This window comes from Pseudoroseicyclus sp. CXY001, assembly GCF_041714655.1.
GTDB lineage: Bacteria > Pseudomonadota > Alphaproteobacteria > Rhodobacterales > Rhodobacteraceae > Pseudoroseicyclus_A.
This window is the reverse complement of record NZ_CP168219.1, coordinates 2036118-2052412: the sequence shown is the minus strand read 5'-3', so window position 1 is coordinate 2052412 and position 16295 is coordinate 2036118. Positions and strand designations below refer to the sequence as shown.

The following is a 16295-nucleotide window of genomic DNA, read 5'->3' as shown; positions in this document are numbered from 1 at the left end:
GGCCGGCCTTCGGGCCGGTCCGACCCCGAGGCCCTGGTGCGGAGAGCGGCGATGATTTTGGTGGAAGAGACGGGCGTGGCCGAGGTGCCGGTGGCGGCGCTGAAGGAGCATCTGCGCCTGGGGACGGGCTTTGCCGATGACGGGCTGCAGGACGTTGTGCTCGAAGGGTTCCTGCGCGCCGCGCTCGCGGCCATCGAGGCGCGGACGGGCAAGGTGCTGCTCAAGCGCGAGTTCCTGTGGCAGCGAGAGAACTGGGGCGACTACGGCCGCCAGCCGCTGCCGGTGGCGCCGGTGAGCGAGATCCTCTCGGTCGAGCTGGTGGACGGCGCGGGCGCGGGCGTCACCGTTTCTCCCGGCAGCTACCGGCTGATCGAGGATGCCTCGCGCCCGGTGCTCGAGGCGCGGGGCGGGGCGCTGCCCGCCATCCCCTCGGGCGGCCATGTGGCGATCCGGCTCCGCGCCGGCTTCGGGGCGGAGATCACCGACCTGCCGGCGGATCTCGCCCAGGCCGTCCTGATGCTGGCGGCGCATTTCTACGAATTCCGGCATGACACGACGCTGGGCGCCGGCTGCATGCCCTTCGGCGTCTCGACCCTGATCGAGCGCTACCGCAATGTCCGCCTCTTCGGGGGCCGGACATGACGCCCCGCCTCAATCGTTCGCTGGTGCTGGAGGCGCCCGAGCGCGCCTCCGACGGCGCCGGCGGCTACACCGAGGGCTGGGCCGTGCGCGGCACGCTCTGGGCCGAGATCGCTTCCGGCAGCCTCGGCGCGGCCGCGGGCGGCGGGGCGCCCTTGGCGCGGCGCCGGGTGAAGATCACCGTGCGCGCCGCGCCCTTCGGGGCGCCGAGCCGGCCGGAGCCTGGCCAGCGGCTGCGCGAGGGGGCACGGGTCTTCCGCATCCTCTCCGTCGCCGAGGCGGAGAATGCCCAACGGTATCTGACCCTTCTGACCGAAGAGGAGCGGCTGGCATGAGCTATGTGATGGCGGCGGAACTGCAGGCGGCGCTCTACGGGCTCCTTTCGGCGGATGCGGGCGTCTCTGCCCTCGCCGAGGTCCATGACGCGCTGCCACCCGGCGACGAGCCGGAGCTCTATGCGCTGATCGGCCCCGAGCAGGTGCGCGACCGGTCGGACCAGACCGGCACCGGGGCGGAGCACGAGCTCACGATCTCGATCCTCGCGCGGCAGCCCGGCTTCGGCGGCGCCAAGGCGCTGGCGGCAGCGATCTGCGATGCGATCGGCGGCACGCCGCCGGCGCTGGCGCGGGGCCGGATCGTCTACCTGACCTTCCACAAGGCCAGGGCGGCACGGGTGGAAACCGACGACCGCCGCCGCATCGACCTGATCTTCCGGGCCCGTCTGGAAGACGACTGAGCCCTAATCCTCAAGGAGTGACAAACATGGCGGCCCAGAACGGCAAGGACCTTCTCATCAAGATCGACATGGACGGCAGCGGCGCTTTCGAGACCGTCGCGGGCCTGCGCGCGACGCGCATCGCCTTCAACGCCGAGAGTGTCGATGTCACCTCGCTCGAAAGCGCCGGCGGCTGGCGCGAGCTTCTCGGCGGCGCGGGCGTCAAGAGCGCCACGATCTCCGGCTCCGGCGTCTTCAAGGACGAGGCGACGGACGAGCGCTGCCGGCAGATCTTCTTCGACGGGCTGGTGCCCGAGTTCCAGGTGATCATCCCGGGCTTCGGCACGGTGGAGGGCGCGTTCCAGATCACCGCCATCGAATATGCCGGCAGCTACAATGGCGAGGCGAGCTACGAGATGGCCATGGCCTCCGCCGGGGCGCTGACCTTCGAGCCGCTGGTCTGATGGCGAACCCGTTCGCCGGAGAGGTGGAGCTTTGCGTCGATGGCGCGCGGCTGCCCGCGAAACTCACGCTCGGCGCGCTCGCCGAGCTGGAGGCGGGGCTGGGCACCGGGACGCTGGCGGAGCTCGTCGGGCGTTTCGAGAGCGGCGCCTTCTCCGGCCGCGACCTCATGCTGCTCATCACCGCGGGGCTCCGCGGCGGCGGGTGGCAGGGCCGGGCGGAGGACCTTCTGACCGCCGAGATCGAGGGCGGCCCGGTGGGCGCGGCCGAGGCTGCAGCGCGGATGCTGGCGTTGGCCTTCCGGGTGCCGGAGTGAGCGCACTCGACTGGCCGGGGCTGATGCGGCTCGGGCTCGGGCGGCTCCGGCTGAAGCCGGCCGAGTTCTGGGCGCTGAGCCCGGCGGAGCTGATGGTGATGCTGGGCATCGAGGGCGGGGGCGCCATGGGGCGGGAGCGGCTGGCCGATCTCGCCGCACGCTTCCCGGACGTGGCGCAGGCGGAGAGGCCGGGGAGCCGTCTGCCCCCCGGACCCCCCGACGGTATTTTGAAAGGGGCAGAGGCAGATGGACGAGTTTGAGGGGCTGGAGCCCCAGATGGACGAGCTGGCCGCTGCCCTGGGCACGGCCCGCGAGATGGGGGCGGCGTTTTCCGCCGAGCTCGGGCGGATGCAGGAGGGGCTGAGGCTCACCGGCGGGGAGGTGGGGCGGCTGGCCTCGGGTTTCTCAACGGGCATCCGGCGGGCCTTCGACGGGGTGATCTTCGACGGCGACCGGCTGGGGGAGGCGCTCCGCGGCCTCGGGCGGTCGATTGCCGATACCGCCTATGACGCGGCCCTGAAGCCGGTGACGGACGGGCTCGGCGGGCTCGTGGCCGATGGGGTCGCAAGGCTCTTCGGCGGGGTGACCGCCAGCGCGCTCGGCAACGGCTTTGCCGGCGGGCGGGTCATGCCCTTCGCGCGCGGCGGCGTGGTCACGGCGCCGACGACCTTTCCGATGCGGGGGGGCACCGGGCTGATGGGCGAGGCGGGGCCGGAGGCGATCCTGCCGCTCGCCCGCGGCGCCGACGGGCGGCTCGGGGTGCGGGCCGGGCAGGGGGGCCGGCCGGTGCAGGTGTCGATCCACGTCACCACGCCCGATGTCGCCGGCTTCCGCCGCTCCCGCACGCAGATCGCCGCAGAGATGGCCCGCGCGCTCGAGCGCGGCCAGCGCAACCGCTGAAGGGGACCCCCATGTTCCATGACGTCAGATTTCCCGCCTCGCTGAGCTTCGGCTCGGTCGGCGGCCCCGAGCGGCGGACGGAGATCGTCACGCTCGCCAACGGGTTCGAGGAGCGCAACGCGCCCTGGGCCCACGCTCGCCGTCGCTACGACGCCGGCATGGGGCTGAGGAGCCTCGATGACCTGGAAGCTCTCATCGCCTTCTTCGAGGCGCGGCAGGGGCAGCTCCACGGCTTTCGCTGGAAGGATTGGGCCGATTACCGCTCCGCCGCGCAGGCGGCGGCGGTGGGGCCGGGCGACCAGCTGATCGCGGTGGGCGACCATGCGACGGCCAGCTTTCAGCTGGTGAAGGCCTATCGCTCGGGGCCGGCGGAATACCTCCGCCCGATCCGCAAGCCGGTGGCGGGGAGCGTGCGCATCGGCCTCTCCGGCGACGAGCTCCTGGAGGGCGTCGACTGGGAGGTCGACACCGCCACCGGCCTCGTGACCTTCGCGGTGCCACCGGCGGCGGACGCGCAGATCACCGCCGGCTTCGAGTTCGACGTGCCGGTGCGCTTCGACACCGACCGGATCGCCGTCTCCGTCGCCTCCTTCCGGGCGGGGGAGCTGCCCTCGGTGCCGGTGGTGGAGCTGCGCCTGTGAGCTTCGAGAGCCACCTCGCCAGCGGCACGACGACGCTCTGCCGCTGCTGGGACATCACGCGCGCCGATGGCACGGCGCTCGCCTTCACCGACCATGACGCCGACCTAAGCTTCGGCGGGCGGACCTACCGCGCCGCCTCCGGCCTCGGGGCTGGGGCACTCGTGCAGGCGACGGGCCTCGCCACCGACAATGCCGAGGCTTTGGGGGCGCTCAGCGATGCCGCGATCTCGGAGGAGGATCTGCTGGCCGGCCGCTATGACGGCGCCATGGTGCGGGCCTGGGTCGTCAACTGGGCGACGCCCGGCGAGCGCGCCCTGCGCTTCGCGGGGCGCATCGGCGAGGTGCGCGCCGGGGCGGGGGCCTTCCATGCCGAACTCAGGGGGCTGACCGACCGGCTGGGGCAGGTGCAGACCCGCAGCTTCCAGCGCGATTGCCCGGCGGTGCTGGGCGACGGGCGCTGCAAGGTGAACCTCGGCCTCGGCGCCTATCGGGTGGAGGCGGAGGTGACGGCGGTGAACGCCGCGCAGGTCTTCCTGATCGACGAGCCGCCGGGCTATGAGGAGGGCTGGTTCGCCAAGGGCCGGCTGGAGATGCTGGACGGCGCGGCCGCCGGCCTTGCCGGCGTCGTCAAGCGTGACAGCCCGGCGCCGGGGAGCATGCGCAAGCTGGAGCTCTGGGCGCCGCTGGCCGCGCAGGTGCTGCCGGGCGACAGCCTGCGGGTCACCGCCGGCTGCGACAAGAGGGCGGAGACCTGCCGCAACAAATTCTCCAACTTCAACAACTTCCGGGGCTTTCCTCAGATCCCGGGTGAAGACTGGATGATGGCCGTGCCGAAGGGCGGCGGCCGTGAGGACGGCGGCTCGCTGACCGGCGGGTCGGCATGAGCGAGGTGGTGACCCGCGCGCGGGCCTGGATCGGCACGCCCTATGGCCATCAGGCGAGCTGCCGGGGTGCGGGGGCCGATTGCCTCGGCCTGCTCCTCGGGCTCTGGCGCGAGATCCATGGGGAGCTCCCCGAGGCCGTCCCCGCCTATCGGCCCGACTGGGGCGAGGTCCGGGGCGAGGAGCTGCTCCTTCAGGCGGCGCTCCGCCACCTGAGGCCGGCCACCACGCCGGCGCCCGGCGACGTGCTCCTCTTCCGGATGCGGGCGGGGAGCATCGCCAAGCATGTGGGCCTCGCGGCGGAAACGGGCGCGGCGCCGACCTTCATCCATTCCTACCAGGGCCACGGCGTCGTTGAGAGCGCGCTGACCGCCCCCTGGGCGCGGCGCATCGCGGCGCGCTTCGCCTTTCCAGCAGGAGACTGACGCCATGGCCACCCTCCTTCTCTCCGCCGCCGGCGCGGCCATCGGCGGCTCTGTCGGCGGCACGGTTCTCGGCCTCTCCGCCGCCACCATCGGCCAGGCGGTTGGCGCCACGGCCGGGCGGCTGATCGACGAGCGGCTCCTCGGCGGCTCCGCCCCCGCGCCCACGGGGCGCATCGACCGCTTCCGCGTCACCGGCGCCAGCCTCGGCGCGCCCATCGGGCAGGTGCACGGGCGGATGCGCATCGGCGGCCAGGTCATCTGGGCCTCGCGCTTCCTCGAGACGGAGGTCGCGGGCGAGACCGGCGGCAAGGGCGGCAACCGCGCCGCGCCGGAGGGCTATGCCTATACTGTCTCGCTCGCCGTGGCGCTCTGCGAGGGGCCGATCACCCATGTCGGCCGCATCTGGGCGGATGGCGAGGAGGTGGACCGTACCACCCTCACGATACGCACCTATCTGGGCGACGAGGCACAGGGCCCCGACCCGAAGATCGCCGCCGTCGAGGGCGCGGCGCCGGCCTATCGCGGCACGGCCTATGTGGTCTTCGAGGATCTGCCGCTCGGGCCCTACGGCAACCGGGTGCCGCAATTCTCCTTCGAGGTCTTCCGCCCCGGCCCGCCCTCGGAGGCCGACGACTTCGCGCGCCTGACCACGGGCGTCGCGCTCATCCCCGGCACCGGAGAATACGCGCTCGCCACCAGCCCCGTCTGGCTCGGTGGAGACTATGGCGAGGCGCGGCCCGTCAACCTCTCCACCGCCGGCGGCGGCACGGACTTTTCCGCCTCGCTCGAGGCGCTGACCGGCGAGCTGCCGGCGCTGAAGAGCGTCAGCCTCGTGGTGAGCTGGTTCGGCGACGACCTCCGCTGCGGGCAGTGCAGCATCCGCCCCAAGGTCGAGCAGACCGGGGAGGATGCCGAGGCGATGCCCTGGACGGTCGGCCCGCTCACCCGCGCCGAGGCGCTGGAGGTGCCGAAGAAGGACGGCAGCCCGGTCTATGGCGGCACGCCCTGCGACGCCTCGGTGATCGAGGCGATCACGGCGCTGAAGGCCGCGGGGGTGGAGGTGATGTATTATCCCTTCATCCTCATGGATCAGATGGCGGGCAACAGCCTGCCCGACCCCTATTCTGCCGAGACCGGCCAGGCCGTCCTGCCCTGGCGCGGCCGGATCACCCTGTCGGAGGCGCCGGGCCGCCCCGGCTCGCCCGACGGCACCGGCACGGCCGAGGCTCAGGTCGCCGCCTTCTTCGGCAGCGCCACGGCGGCGGATTTCGGGCTGGCGGGCGGCGAGGTCTCCTATACCGGCGATCCGGAGGATTGGGGCTTCAACCGCTACATCCTCCATCAGGCGATGCTCTGCGTGGCGGCGGGCGGCGTCGATGCCTTCTGCATCGGCTCCGAGATGGTGGGGCTGACGACGATCCGGGGGCCGGGGCACAGCTTTCCCGCGGTGACCCGCCTCATCGCGCTTGCGGCGGAAGTGCGCACGATCCTCGGGGCCGGGACAGAGCTGACCTATGCCGCCGACTGGAGCGAATATTTCGGCTACCAGCCGGCCGGCACGGCCGACCGCTACTTCCATCTCGACCCGCTCTGGATGGACCCGAATATCGACTTCATCGGCATCGACAATTACATGCCGCTCTCCGACTGGCGGGATGGCGAGAGCCATGCCGATGCCGGGGCCGGGTCGATCTATGACCTCGACTACCTCGAGGCCAACGTCTCCGGCGGCGAGCTCTACGACTGGTACTATGCCAGCGAGGCCGACCGCGCCGCGCAACTGCGCACCCCCGTCACCGATGGCGAGGCGGAGCCTTGGGTCTGGCGGCCGAAGGACCTTCGCTCCTGGTGGTCGACGCTGCATTACGAGCGGATCGAGGGCGTGCGCCAGGCGCAGCCCAACCTCTGGCAGCCCCGCGCCAAGCAGATCCGCTTCACCGAGCTCGGCTGCGCGGCGGTGGACAAGGGCACCAACCAGCCGAACAAGTTCCGCGACCCCAAGAGCTCGGAAAGCGCGATCCCCTATTTCTCCGACGGGCGGCGGGACGAGTATATCCAACTGCAATACCTCCGCGCCCATGACCGCCACTGGCGAAACCCGGCCAACAATCCGGTGAGCCATATCTACGGCGGGCCGATGGTCGACTGGTCGCGCGCCCATGTCTGGGCCTGGGACGCCCGGCCCTTCCCGGCCTTCCCGCAGCGCGGCGATCTCTGGACGGATGGCGGCAATTACGCCCGCGGCCACTGGCTGACGGGGCGCAGCTCCGCCCGGCCGCTCTCGGCCGTCGTCCGCGAGATCTGCGCCCGCGCCGGGGTGACGGAGGTCGATACCTCGCGCCTCCACGGGCTCGTGCGCGGCTATCACATCGGCGAGGAAACGACCGCCCGCGCCGCGCTTCAGGTGCTGATGCTGGCCTATGGTTTCGACGCGGTCGAGCGGGGCGGCACGCTGGCCTTCATCACCCGGACGGGCACCGGCGCGGTGGAGCTCGACCCCGAGCGCTTCGTCTTCGACCCCGAGGCGGAGGCCTCGCGAGAGGACATCCGCCTCGGCGAAGCCGAGCGGCTCGGCCGGGTGCGGCTCGGCTTCATCGAGGGCGAGGGCGACTATCAGGCCGGCGCGGCCGAGGCGGTCTTCGCCGATGATCCCTCGCTCAACGCCGCCGAAAGCGAGCTGCCGCTGGCGCTCACCAGAGGCGAGGCGCGGAACATGGCCGAGCGCTGGCTGGCCGAGGCGCGGCTGACGCGCGAGCGGGTGAGCTTCGCCCTGCCGCCTTCCGTCACCGGGCTGGGGCCGGGCGACGTGGTGAAGCTCGGGCCCCGCCGCTTCCGGCTCGACCGGCTGGAGGATGTGGGGTTCCTCCGCGCCGAGGCGCAGCGCATCGAGCCCGAGAGCTATCGCGGCCAGGAGGCGGCCGACGATCTGCCGGGCTCCGCCGCCCCCGTGGTGCCCGTGCCGGTGGAGGGGCTGGTGCTCGACCTGCCGCTCCTGACCGGCGGCGAATCCCCCCAGAGCCCCTACATCGCCACCTGCGCCCGCCCCTGGCCGGGCCATATCGCGGTGCATGTGGGGGAGGGGGACGCGTTCGGCCCCGCCCAGATCCTCCGCCGCCCGGCCTTCATCGGCCGGCTGGTCACGCCGCTGGCCGCCGCCGCCCCCGGCCGCTGGGACAGGGCCGCACCGGTGCGGGTCAAGCTGGTCAACGGCCAGCTCTCCTCCGTCACCGAAAGGGCGCTTCTGAGCGGCGCCAATCTCGCCGCCATCGGCTCCGGCCATGGCGCGGGGTGGGAGGTCATCCAGTTCCGCGATGCCGTGCTCTCCGGGCCCCGGACCTATGACCTTGGCCTGCGCCTCCGCGGGCAGGCCGGCACCGAGGGCGAGATCCCGGAGGTCTGGCCGGAGGGGAGCTTCTTCGTCCTCCTCGACGGGCGGCCCGAGCAGCTGCCGATGACGCTGGCCGAGCGTGGCCTCACCCGCAGCTACCGCTGGGGACCGGCCGCCAAGCCGCTGGATCACGCCAGCTACCGCGAGACAGACCTGTCTGTCTCGGGGCTGGGCCTGCGCCCCTACGCCCCCTGCCAGCTCCGCGCCCGGCCGGGCGCCGGGGGCGCGACCGAGATCACCTGGATCCGCCGCGCGCGCGTCGGCGGCGACCCCTGGGAGGCGGAGGAGATCCCGCTCGGCGAGGCCTATGAGCGCTACCGGGTGCGAATCCGGCTGCTCACCGGGGGCGACCCCGTGCGCATTGCCGAGGTCACCACCCCGGCCTTCACCTATGGCGCCGCCGCACAGGCGGCTGACGGGGCAGGGGCCGGCTATCAGGTCGAGGTGCAGCAGAAGTCCGACCTCTGGGGCTGGGGCCCGGCGGCGAAGCTGGTGCCCTGATGAGGCCGATCATGCCGGGCGATCTCGACCTCGCCACCCGCGCGCTCCTCGCGGTCCCCCCGCCGGAGCGCGCGCCCCTCGCCGAAACGCTCCTCGCCGAGGCGGCGCTGGCCGACCGCTATTCCAAGCGCCTCGGCCGGCGCCATACCTTCGGCGCCGGCACATTGGCCGATGCCGCGCTTCGCCGCCCGCGCGCCCCGGGGCCGGCGCTCGATGCCGGCCCCTACCTCGCGGCGCTGCAAACGCTCCTCACCGCCATTGCGGCCCGGCGGACTCATCGCGGCGGCTGATAGGCGGCATCAGAGCTTTCTTCTTGGCAAGGCCCGCCGCCCGTCCTACCTCAGGGGCAGCACCGAAGGAGCGGCCCGATGCCCAAGACCCTGCCGAAACTCGCCGAGATCGATCCGGTCTGGAGCCGTATCCGCGACGAGGCCGAGAAGGCGATCGCCGCCGAGCCGCTTCTCGGCGGCATGATCCACACCTCCGTCCTGCACCACGCGACGCTGGAGCGGGCTTTGTCGCACCGCATCGCCCTGAAGCTGGCCTCAGGAGAGATGGGCGAGCAGATCCTGCGCGAGATCGCGGAGGAGGCCTATGCCGCCGCCCCCGACCTCGGCGCCGCCGCCCGCGCCGACATCGCCGCCGTCTACGAGCGCGACCCGGCCTGCCACCGGCTGATGCAGCCGCTCCTCTACTTCAAGGGGTTCCAGGCGCTGCAGGCGTATCGCGTCGGCCACTGGCTCTTCACCCAGGGCCGGAAGGACCTCGCCTTCTTCATCCAGATGCGCACGTCGGAGGCCTTCGGCGTCGACATCCACCCCGCGGCCCGCATCGGCCGGGGGCTGATGATCGACCATGCGCATTCCATCGTCATCGGCGAGACGGCGGTGGTCGGCGACAATTGCTCGATGCTCCATTCCGTCACGCTCGGCGGCACGGGCAAGGAGACGGAGGACCGTCACCCCAAGATCGGCAATGGCGTCCTCATCGGCGCCGGCGCGCATGTGCTCGGCAATATCCATGTCGGCAATTGCAGCCGAATCGCCGCCGGCTCGGTGGTGCTGCGCGACGTGCCGCCCTGCAAGACGGTCGCCGGCGTGCCGGCGAAGATCGTGGGCGAGGCGGGCTGCGACCAGCCCTCCGTCGCCATGGACCAGCTTCTCGGCATGTGAAAAGGCCCGCCCCGAAGGGCGGGCCGCACTCGTTACGCAAAGGGCCAGGGAGGCGCTGGATCAGGCCGCGCGGGTCGGCGTGATCTCCAGCGAATTGCGCGTCGCATCCGAATAGGGGCAGACATGGTGCGCGCCGGCGATCAGGTCGTCGGCCACCTCCGGCTCGACGCCCGGCAGCGACACCTCGATCTCGACCTGAAGGCCGAAGCCGCCATCCTCGCGCGGGCCGATGCCGACCGTCGTCTTCACCGACGCGTCATCGGGGACGGCGATCTTCTTGCCGCGCGCATAGGCCTTGAGCGCGCCGAGGAAGCAGGCGGCATAGCCCGTGGCGAAGAGCTGCTCGGGGTTCACCCCGTCGCCGCCGGCGCCGCCGAGCTCTTTCGGCGTGACCATGCGCACATCAAGCGCGCCGTCATCGGTGGCGGAATGGCCGTCGCGGCCGCCGGTCGCGGTGGCATGGGCGGCATAAAGGACCTTGCTGGCAGGCATATCGTCTCTCCTTTTGTATCGTTAGCGATCAGATATCGCGCGATAGAAATTTTGCAAGCCTTGCGATCCCATCGCGCGCGATATACTTCTCTTGCACGCCACGTCAGGAGGCCCCCATGCCCGCCGCTCTGCCCGAGCCGACGCTCGACCAGCTTGTCTGCTTCGAGATCTACGCCGCCAATCTGGCCATGCACCGGCTCTACAAGCCGCTCCTCGACCCGCTCGGCCTGACCTATCCGCAGTTTCTCGTCCTGAAGGCGCTCTGGGAGGAGGACGGCCGCTCGCTCGGCGCCATCGGCAGCGCGCTCGGGCTCGAGAGCTCGACGCTGACGCCTCTGGTCAAGCGGCTGGAGGCCCGCGGCCTCGTGGCCCGCGCCCGCGACGGCGCCGACGAGCGGCGGGTGCGGGTCAGCCTCACCGAGGCCGGCCGGGCGATGGAGGGGCAGACCGCGGGCTTCGGGCAATGCATCGTCGAGGGCACCGGCCTCGACATCGGCGAGCTCACCACGCTCCACGCGCTTCTGGGCAAGCTCCTTGGCAAGGCCGCCTGAGCGCGGCGCCCCCCCAGTCTTTGCTCCCGAAAACCCTCGGGGGGAGTCGGCCCTTCAGGGCCGACGGGGGGCGCGAGCGCCCCCCGCTGTCCTCTCAGGCCAGCATGAGCATCGGGTTCTCGAGCCCGTCGACGATGGCGGCCAGAAGCTCCGCCCCGAGCGCGCCGTCGATGACCCGGTGATCGACGCTGAGCGTTACGCTCATCACAGTCGCGACCGTCAGCTCGCCATCGGCGCCGACCACCGGCTTCTTCACCCCGGCGCCGACCGCGAGGATCGCGCCATGCGGCGGGTTGATGACGGCATCGAAATTGTCGATGCCAAACATGCCGAGGTTGGACACCGCGAAGCTGCCGCCCTGATATTCATGCGGGGCGAGCTTCTTGTCGCGGGCGCGGGTGGCGAGGTCCTTCATCTCCGCCGAGAGGGTGGAGAGGGTCTTGACCTCGGCATCCTTCAGGACCGGCGTGAAGAGCCCGCCCTCGATGGCGACGGCCACGGCGACGTCGGAGGGTTCGAGCTGCAGCACCCGGTCGCCGGCCCAGACGGCATTGGCGGCGGGCACCTTCTGCAGCGCCAGGGCGCAGGCCTTGATGATGAAGTCATTGACCGAAAGCTTCACGCCCCTTCCCTCGAGCTGATTGTTGAGCTCCGAGCGGAGCTTGAGGAGCGCGTCCAGCTTGATGTCGCGGCGGAGGTAGAAATGCGGGATCGTCTGCTTCGCCTCGGTGAGGCGGGCGGCGATGGTCCGGCGCATGCCGTCCAGCTTGATCTCCTGATAGGCGCGGCCCTCGTACATCTTCTTGACGGCGTCGGCGGAGGCGCCGGCCGGGGCGGCGGCCGCAACCGGGGCCTTGTCGGCGGCGGGGGCCTTTGCCCCAGCGGTGCTCGCCTCGGCGGCCGGGGCCTTGCCGGGCTCGGCCTTCTCGACATCGGCCTTGACGATCCGTCCGCGGGGCCCGGAGCCCTTGACCTGCGTGAGGTCGAGCCCCTTGTCGGCCGCGATGCGCCGGGCGAGGGGGGAGGCGAAGACGCGCTCGCCGTCCTTCTCTGGCGCCGGGGCAGGGGCCTTCTCACCGCCCCCTTGCGGGGGCGTCTCGGGAGCCGCCTCGGCCTCCTCGGCCTTGGGCTCTTCCTTCGGCGCGTCCTTCGGCTCCTCCTTCGGGGCGGAGCTCTTGCCGATATCGTCGGCGCTCTCGCCTTCGGCCAGAAGCACGGCGATGGGCTGGTTGACCTTCACGCTCTCGGTGCCCTCGGCGACCAGGATCTTGCCGATCACCCCCTCGTCGACGGCCTCGAATTCCATCGTCGCCTTGTCGGTCTCGATCTCGGCCAGAAGGTCACCGGACGACACGGTGTCGCCCTCCTTCACGAGCCACTTGGCCAGCGTGCCCTCTTCCATGGTTGGCGAGAGCGCGGGCATCAGGATTTCTGTCGGCATCTGAAGTCCCCTCTCAGCGGTAGGTCACGTCGTGGACAGCCTGCACCACCTCGTCGGTGGTCACCAGCGCCAGCTTCTCGAGATTGGCGGCATAGGGCATCGGCACGTCCTTGCCGGTGCAGGAGATGACGGGCGCGTCGAGATAGTCGAAGGCCTGCTGCATCACCTGGCTGCCGATATAGGAGCCGACGGAGGGCTGGGGCCAGCCTTCCTCCACCGTCACGCAGCGGTTGGTCTTCTTGACGCTCTCGATCACCGCCGGCAGGTCCATCGGGCGGAGCGTGCGGAGGTCGATCACCTCGGCATCGATGCCGTCCTCGGCCAGCTTCTCTGCGGCCTCGAGCGCATAGGTCATGCCGATGCCGAAGCTGACGATGGTCACGTCGCTGCCCTCGCGGGCGATGCGGGCCTTGCCGAGGGGGATGGTGAAGTCATCCATCACCGGCACGTCGAACGACCGGCCGTAGAGGATCTCGTTCTCGAGGAAGATCACCGGGTTGGGGTCGCGGATGGCGCTCTTGAGGAGGCCCTTCGCGTCCGCTGCCGTATAGGGCATCACCACCTTGAGCCCCGGGACCTGCATGTACCAGGCGGCGTAATCCTGGCTGTGCTGGGCGCCGACGCGCGCCGCGGCGCCGTTGGGGCCGCGGAAGACGATGGGGCAGCCCATCTGCCCGCCGGACATGTAGAGCGTCTTGGCGGCGGAGTTGATGATCTGGTCCATCGCCTGCATGGCGAAATTGAAGGTCATGAACTCCACGATGGGCCGCAGCCCGCCAAACGCTGCGCCGACGCCGATGCCGGCGAAGCCATGCTCGGTGATCGGCGTGTCGATCACCCGCTTGGCGGAGAATTCGTCGAGCAGGCCTTGCGTGATCTTGTAGGCGCCCTGGTATTCGGCGACCTCCTCGCCCATGACGAGCACGTTCTCGTCGGCGCGCATCTCCTCCGCCATCGCATCGCGGAGCGCCTCGCGAACGGTGGTGCTCTTCACCTCCGTCCCCTTGGGCCAGTCGGGGGAGCGGTCGGGCTTCGGCGTCTCGGGGGCCTTCGCTTCTGCGGGGGCCTTCTCCTTCGGCGCCTCCTCGCTCTTCTCTTCGGATGTGTCTTCGCTCTTCTCCTCGGCCGGCGCGCTCGACACCTCGTCGGCGGCGGAGGCATCTTCGCCCTCTTCCAGAAGCACGGCGATGGCGGTGTTGACCTTCACGCCCTCGGTGCCCTCCGCGATGAGGATCTTGCCGATCACGCCCTCGTCCACGGCCTCGAATTCCATCGTCGCCTTGTCGGTCTCGATCTCGGCCAGGATGTCGCCGGAGGAGACGGTGTCGCCCTCCTTCACCAGCCATTTGGCCAGCGTGCCCTCCTCCATCGTGGGGGAGAGGGCCGGCATCAGGATTTCACTCGCCATCGGAGGCATCTCCCTTGTTGTCGTCTTGTGGGGCACAGGCGGCGGCCAGCGCCACAAGCGCCGGCTCGACCAGTTTCATGTCGGCGGCGGCGGTGGCCCCGACGGTGGCAAAGATCGCCTCGCGCGCGGGCTGGCTGGCGGAGCAGCCGGCCTCGTCGCAGGTGGCGTCGTATTTCTCGGTGAAGGGGCCGCGCCCCTCGCCGGAGAGGTCGAAGAGCTCGAGCGTGTTCGTCATATCCGGCGCGCCGGCGCGCAGCGGCACGGCAAGCGCGTGGATCAGCGGATGCGCGGTTTCCACATTCCTTGCCGCCATGTCGAGATCGCCGAGATCGACCTCGGTGAAGACATCGACGGCGGTGCCGGGCGCATAGCGCTGCGACAGGCGCAGCTCGACGCGGCAGGGCCCGAGCGGGCGGAAGCCGGTGCCATAGGGCCCCTCGGCATCGGCGCGGTTGAGCATGCGGTCGAGCAGCTCGTAGGCGGCGACCTCCTCGGCGCTCTGCTGCGCCAGCGCCGGATGGGCGAGCGCGAGACCGGCCAGGATGGCGGAGGGGAACGCGGCGGAGGGAAGCGTCATCTGCATGGCTTCACCCGGCAAAGGGGTCGGCGATGCCGCCGCAGAGAGAAATGGCGTGCTCAAGAGCCCGGACGGCGCGGGCGGCATCCTCCTCGTCACCGCGCATGAAGAAAGTGAAGACCGGCGCATCCATTTCGATCATGCAACTTTCAGACGTGCAGGTGACACCCGGGCCCGGCTGCAGTTCAGCGAAGCCCGGCGCCTCCGGGAGGACGATGTTCGATTCATGCGGGCGGCTTCGGCCCGGCACCGGGTAGGCGAAAATTGCCTGATAGCCGCTGGCCGGCGACGCCACAGCCTCAACGCGGCTGAGATCCAGATCCGCGCCGAAGGCCTGGGATGTGACGAACGCACCGGAATGGAAGCGCGTGGACGTGAAGAGGCAGCTCTCGGGGTTGATCGCGAAACTGCTGTTCGACAGGGCGCCATAGCCGGAGCCAAGCTCGACGCTGTCCGCTTCCAGCGCGAAGCTGTCGATATACGCCGCCGTGCCCGCAAGACCGGGCAGATCCTGCGCGGCACCCGCCCCGGCGAGGGCCATCGCCCCGCCGGCCAGCAGCATCGCGGAGGGGCGGCCCGGGCCGATCACGCCTCGATCGCCTCGCCTTGCGGGATCTCCTTCGCGTAGATGTCCGTCCAGAGCTCGTCGGTGGAGGGCTCGGGGCTGTCCTTAGCGAATTCGGCCGCCTCGTTGACGACGTCCTTGATCTCCTTGTCGATGGCCTTGAGGTCATCTTCGGAGGCGTGCTTGCCGGTGAGCAGAAGCTGCCGGACGTTCTCGATCGGGTCGCGCTCGTCGCGCATCTTCTGCACCTCTTCGCGGGTGCGGTACTTCGCCGGGTCGGACATCGAATGACCGCGGTAGCGATAGGTCTTCACCTCGAGGATGTATGGGCCCTTGCCGGAGCGGCAGTATTCGACGGCCTTCTTGCCGGCGGCCTGGACGGCGAGCACATCCATGCCATCGACCTCCTCGCCCTCGATCCCGTAGGCGACGCCGCGCTCCCAGTAGCTCTTCGACTTGGTCGAGCGCTTGGTGGAGGTGCCCATGGCGTACTGGTTGTTCTCGATCACGAAGACGACCGGAAGGTCCCAGAGCTCGGCCATGTTGTAGGTCTCGTAGACCTGGCCCTGGTTGGCGGCGCCGTCGCCGAAATAGACGAAGGTCACCCGGTCGTTGCCGAGATACTTGTCGGCCATCGCGAGGCCGGCGCCGATCGGCACCTGGGCGCCGACGATGCCGTGGCCGCCGTAGAAATGCTTTTCGCGGCTGAACATGTGCATCGAGCCGCCCTTGCCGGCGGAATAGCCGCCCTCGCGGCCGGTCAGCTCGGCCATGACGCCCTTGGGGTCCATGCCGCAGGCCAGCATATGGCCATGGTCGCGGTAGGAGGTGACGCGCTTGTCGCCCTCGTCGGCCGCGGCCTCGAGCCCGACGACGACGGCCTCCTGGCCGATGTAGAGGTGACAGAAGCCGCCGATGAGGCCCATGCCGTAGAGCTGGCCGGCCTTCTCTTCGAAGCGGCGGATGAGCAGCATCTCGCGGTAGTGATGCAGAAGCTCCTCGGCGGAGACGTTGGGCCTGGCGGCCGCCTTGCGTGTCGCCATCGTGGCTCCTCCCGTTAACACATAGTTTAGCTTTGAACTATTCTGCCAGAGCTTGTGGTCAATGACCATTGGCGATTTGGCGCCCGGGCGCAACCCTGCCATGCAGGGGAAGAATTGCCGCGCCGCAGCATGGACTTGCGCGCCATTGCAAAGTCGCCCCGCGCGGCCTAGCAGGGCG

20 protein-coding genes are annotated in these 16295 nt (G+C 70.6%); 14 read left to right on the top strand and 6 right to left on the bottom strand.

Features of this window, described 5'->3' with window-relative positions:
- Positions 1–51 precede the first annotated feature (51 nt).
- The 13 genes from ACAZ03_RS10020 (at position 52) to cysE (ending at position 10040) form a co-directional block, all read left to right on the top strand.
- Positions 52–642, top strand: coding sequence for a hypothetical protein (locus tag ACAZ03_RS10020; RefSeq protein ID WP_373353223.1), 591 nt, complete (start codon positions 52–54; stop codon positions 640–642).
- Positions 639–974 (top strand): head-tail adaptor protein, encoded by a 336-nt coding sequence (locus ACAZ03_RS10015; protein ID WP_373353221.1) that lies wholly within the window; start codon positions 639–641, stop codon positions 972–974. The genes ACAZ03_RS10020 and ACAZ03_RS10015 overlap by 4 nt, the downstream gene beginning before the upstream one ends.
- A complete protein-coding gene (locus tag ACAZ03_RS10010; protein WP_373353219.1) occupies positions 971–1375 on the top strand; it encodes a DUF3168 domain-containing protein in 405 nt (134 codons plus the stop codon). The genes ACAZ03_RS10015 and ACAZ03_RS10010 overlap by 4 nt, the downstream gene beginning before the upstream one ends.
- 26 nt (positions 1376–1401) lie before the next feature.
- Positions 1402–1818, top strand: a complete 417-nt coding sequence (locus ACAZ03_RS10005; protein ID WP_373353218.1) for a phage major tail protein, TP901-1 family — start codon at positions 1402–1404, stop codon at positions 1816–1818.
- Positions 1818–2132, top strand: a complete 315-nt coding sequence (locus tag ACAZ03_RS10000) for a gene transfer agent family protein (protein WP_373353216.1) — start codon at positions 1818–1820, stop codon at positions 2130–2132. Before ACAZ03_RS10005 ends, ACAZ03_RS10000 begins: the two co-directional genes overlap by 1 nt.
- Entirely contained in the window at positions 2129–2392 is a 264-nt protein-coding gene (locus ACAZ03_RS09995) for a phage tail assembly chaperone (protein ID WP_373353215.1), read from the top strand. Before ACAZ03_RS10000 ends, ACAZ03_RS09995 begins: the two co-directional genes overlap by 4 nt.
- Positions 2379–3032, top strand: a complete 654-nt coding sequence (locus ACAZ03_RS09990) for a phage tail tape measure protein (RefSeq protein WP_373353214.1) — start codon at positions 2379–2381, stop codon at positions 3030–3032. The genes ACAZ03_RS09995 and ACAZ03_RS09990 overlap by 14 nt, the downstream gene beginning before the upstream one ends.
- A gap of 11 nt (positions 3033–3043) precedes the next feature.
- Complete coding sequence (locus ACAZ03_RS09985; protein ID WP_373353212.1) at positions 3044–3673, top strand: TIGR02217 family protein; 630 nt, start codon at positions 3044–3046, stop codon at positions 3671–3673.
- Complete coding sequence (locus tag ACAZ03_RS09980) at positions 3670–4557, top strand: DUF2163 domain-containing protein (protein WP_373353210.1); 888 nt, start codon at positions 3670–3672, stop codon at positions 4555–4557. Before ACAZ03_RS09985 ends, ACAZ03_RS09980 begins: the two co-directional genes overlap by 4 nt.
- Entirely contained in the window at positions 4554–4979 is a 426-nt protein-coding gene (locus ACAZ03_RS09975; RefSeq protein ID WP_373353208.1) for an NlpC/P60 family protein, read from the top strand. The genes ACAZ03_RS09980 and ACAZ03_RS09975 overlap by 4 nt, the downstream gene beginning before the upstream one ends.
- Before the next feature lie 4 nt (positions 4980–4983).
- Positions 4984–8868, top strand: a complete 3885-nt coding sequence (locus ACAZ03_RS09970; RefSeq protein WP_373353206.1) for a glycoside hydrolase/phage tail family protein — start codon at positions 4984–4986, stop codon at positions 8866–8868.
- Positions 8869–8879: 11 nt separating this feature from the next.
- Positions 8880–9158, top strand: coding sequence for a hypothetical protein (locus ACAZ03_RS09965; RefSeq protein WP_373353204.1), 279 nt, complete (start codon positions 8880–8882; stop codon positions 9156–9158).
- 78 nt (positions 9159–9236) lie between these two features.
- Positions 9237–10040 carry a serine O-acetyltransferase gene (cysE, locus tag ACAZ03_RS09960; RefSeq protein WP_373353202.1) on the top strand — a complete coding sequence of 268 codons (804 nt, stop codon included), beginning with the start codon at positions 9237–9239 and terminating at the stop codon, positions 10038–10040.
- 60 nt (positions 10041–10100) lie between these two features.
- On the opposite strand, the gene ACAZ03_RS09955 is transcribed toward cysE, so the two are convergent.
- A complete protein-coding gene (locus tag ACAZ03_RS09955; RefSeq protein ID WP_373353200.1) occupies positions 10101–10532 on the bottom strand; it encodes an organic hydroperoxide resistance protein in 432 nt (143 codons plus the stop codon).
- Between the two features lie 116 nt (positions 10533–10648).
- On the opposite strand from ACAZ03_RS09955, the gene ACAZ03_RS09950 reads away from it, so the two are divergent.
- Positions 10649–11083, top strand: a complete 435-nt coding sequence (locus ACAZ03_RS09950; RefSeq protein ID WP_373353198.1) for a MarR family winged helix-turn-helix transcriptional regulator — start codon at positions 10649–10651, stop codon at positions 11081–11083.
- A 94-nt stretch (positions 11084–11177) separates the two neighbouring features.
- On the opposite strand, the gene ACAZ03_RS09945 is transcribed toward ACAZ03_RS09950, so the two are convergent.
- Genes ACAZ03_RS09945 through pdhA form a run of 5 tightly spaced genes read right to left on the bottom strand, consistent with a single transcriptional unit; the run spans position 11178 to position 16117 of the window.
- On the bottom strand, positions 11178–12524 hold the full coding sequence (locus ACAZ03_RS09945; RefSeq protein WP_373353196.1) for a pyruvate dehydrogenase complex dihydrolipoamide acetyltransferase: 1347 nt from the start codon (positions 12522–12524) through the stop codon (positions 11178–11180).
- A 13-nt stretch (positions 12525–12537) separates the two neighbouring features.
- Complete coding sequence (locus ACAZ03_RS09940; RefSeq protein ID WP_373353195.1) at positions 12538–13932, bottom strand: pyruvate dehydrogenase complex E1 component subunit beta; 1395 nt, start codon at positions 13930–13932, stop codon at positions 12538–12540.
- Entirely contained in the window at positions 13922–14515 is a 594-nt protein-coding gene (locus tag ACAZ03_RS09935) for a hypothetical protein (protein ID WP_373353193.1), read from the bottom strand. Before ACAZ03_RS09935 ends, ACAZ03_RS09940 begins: the two co-directional genes overlap by 11 nt.
- A 4-nt stretch (positions 14516–14519) precedes the next feature.
- On the bottom strand, positions 14520–15098 hold the full coding sequence (locus tag ACAZ03_RS09930; protein ID WP_373353191.1) for a hypothetical protein: 579 nt from the start codon (positions 15096–15098) through the stop codon (positions 14520–14522).
- Entirely contained in the window at positions 15095–16117 is a 1023-nt protein-coding gene (gene pdhA / locus ACAZ03_RS09925) for a pyruvate dehydrogenase (acetyl-transferring) E1 component subunit alpha (protein ID WP_373353189.1), read from the bottom strand. The genes ACAZ03_RS09930 and pdhA overlap by 4 nt, the downstream gene beginning before the upstream one ends.
- Between the last annotated feature and the right edge of the window lie 178 nt (positions 16118–16295).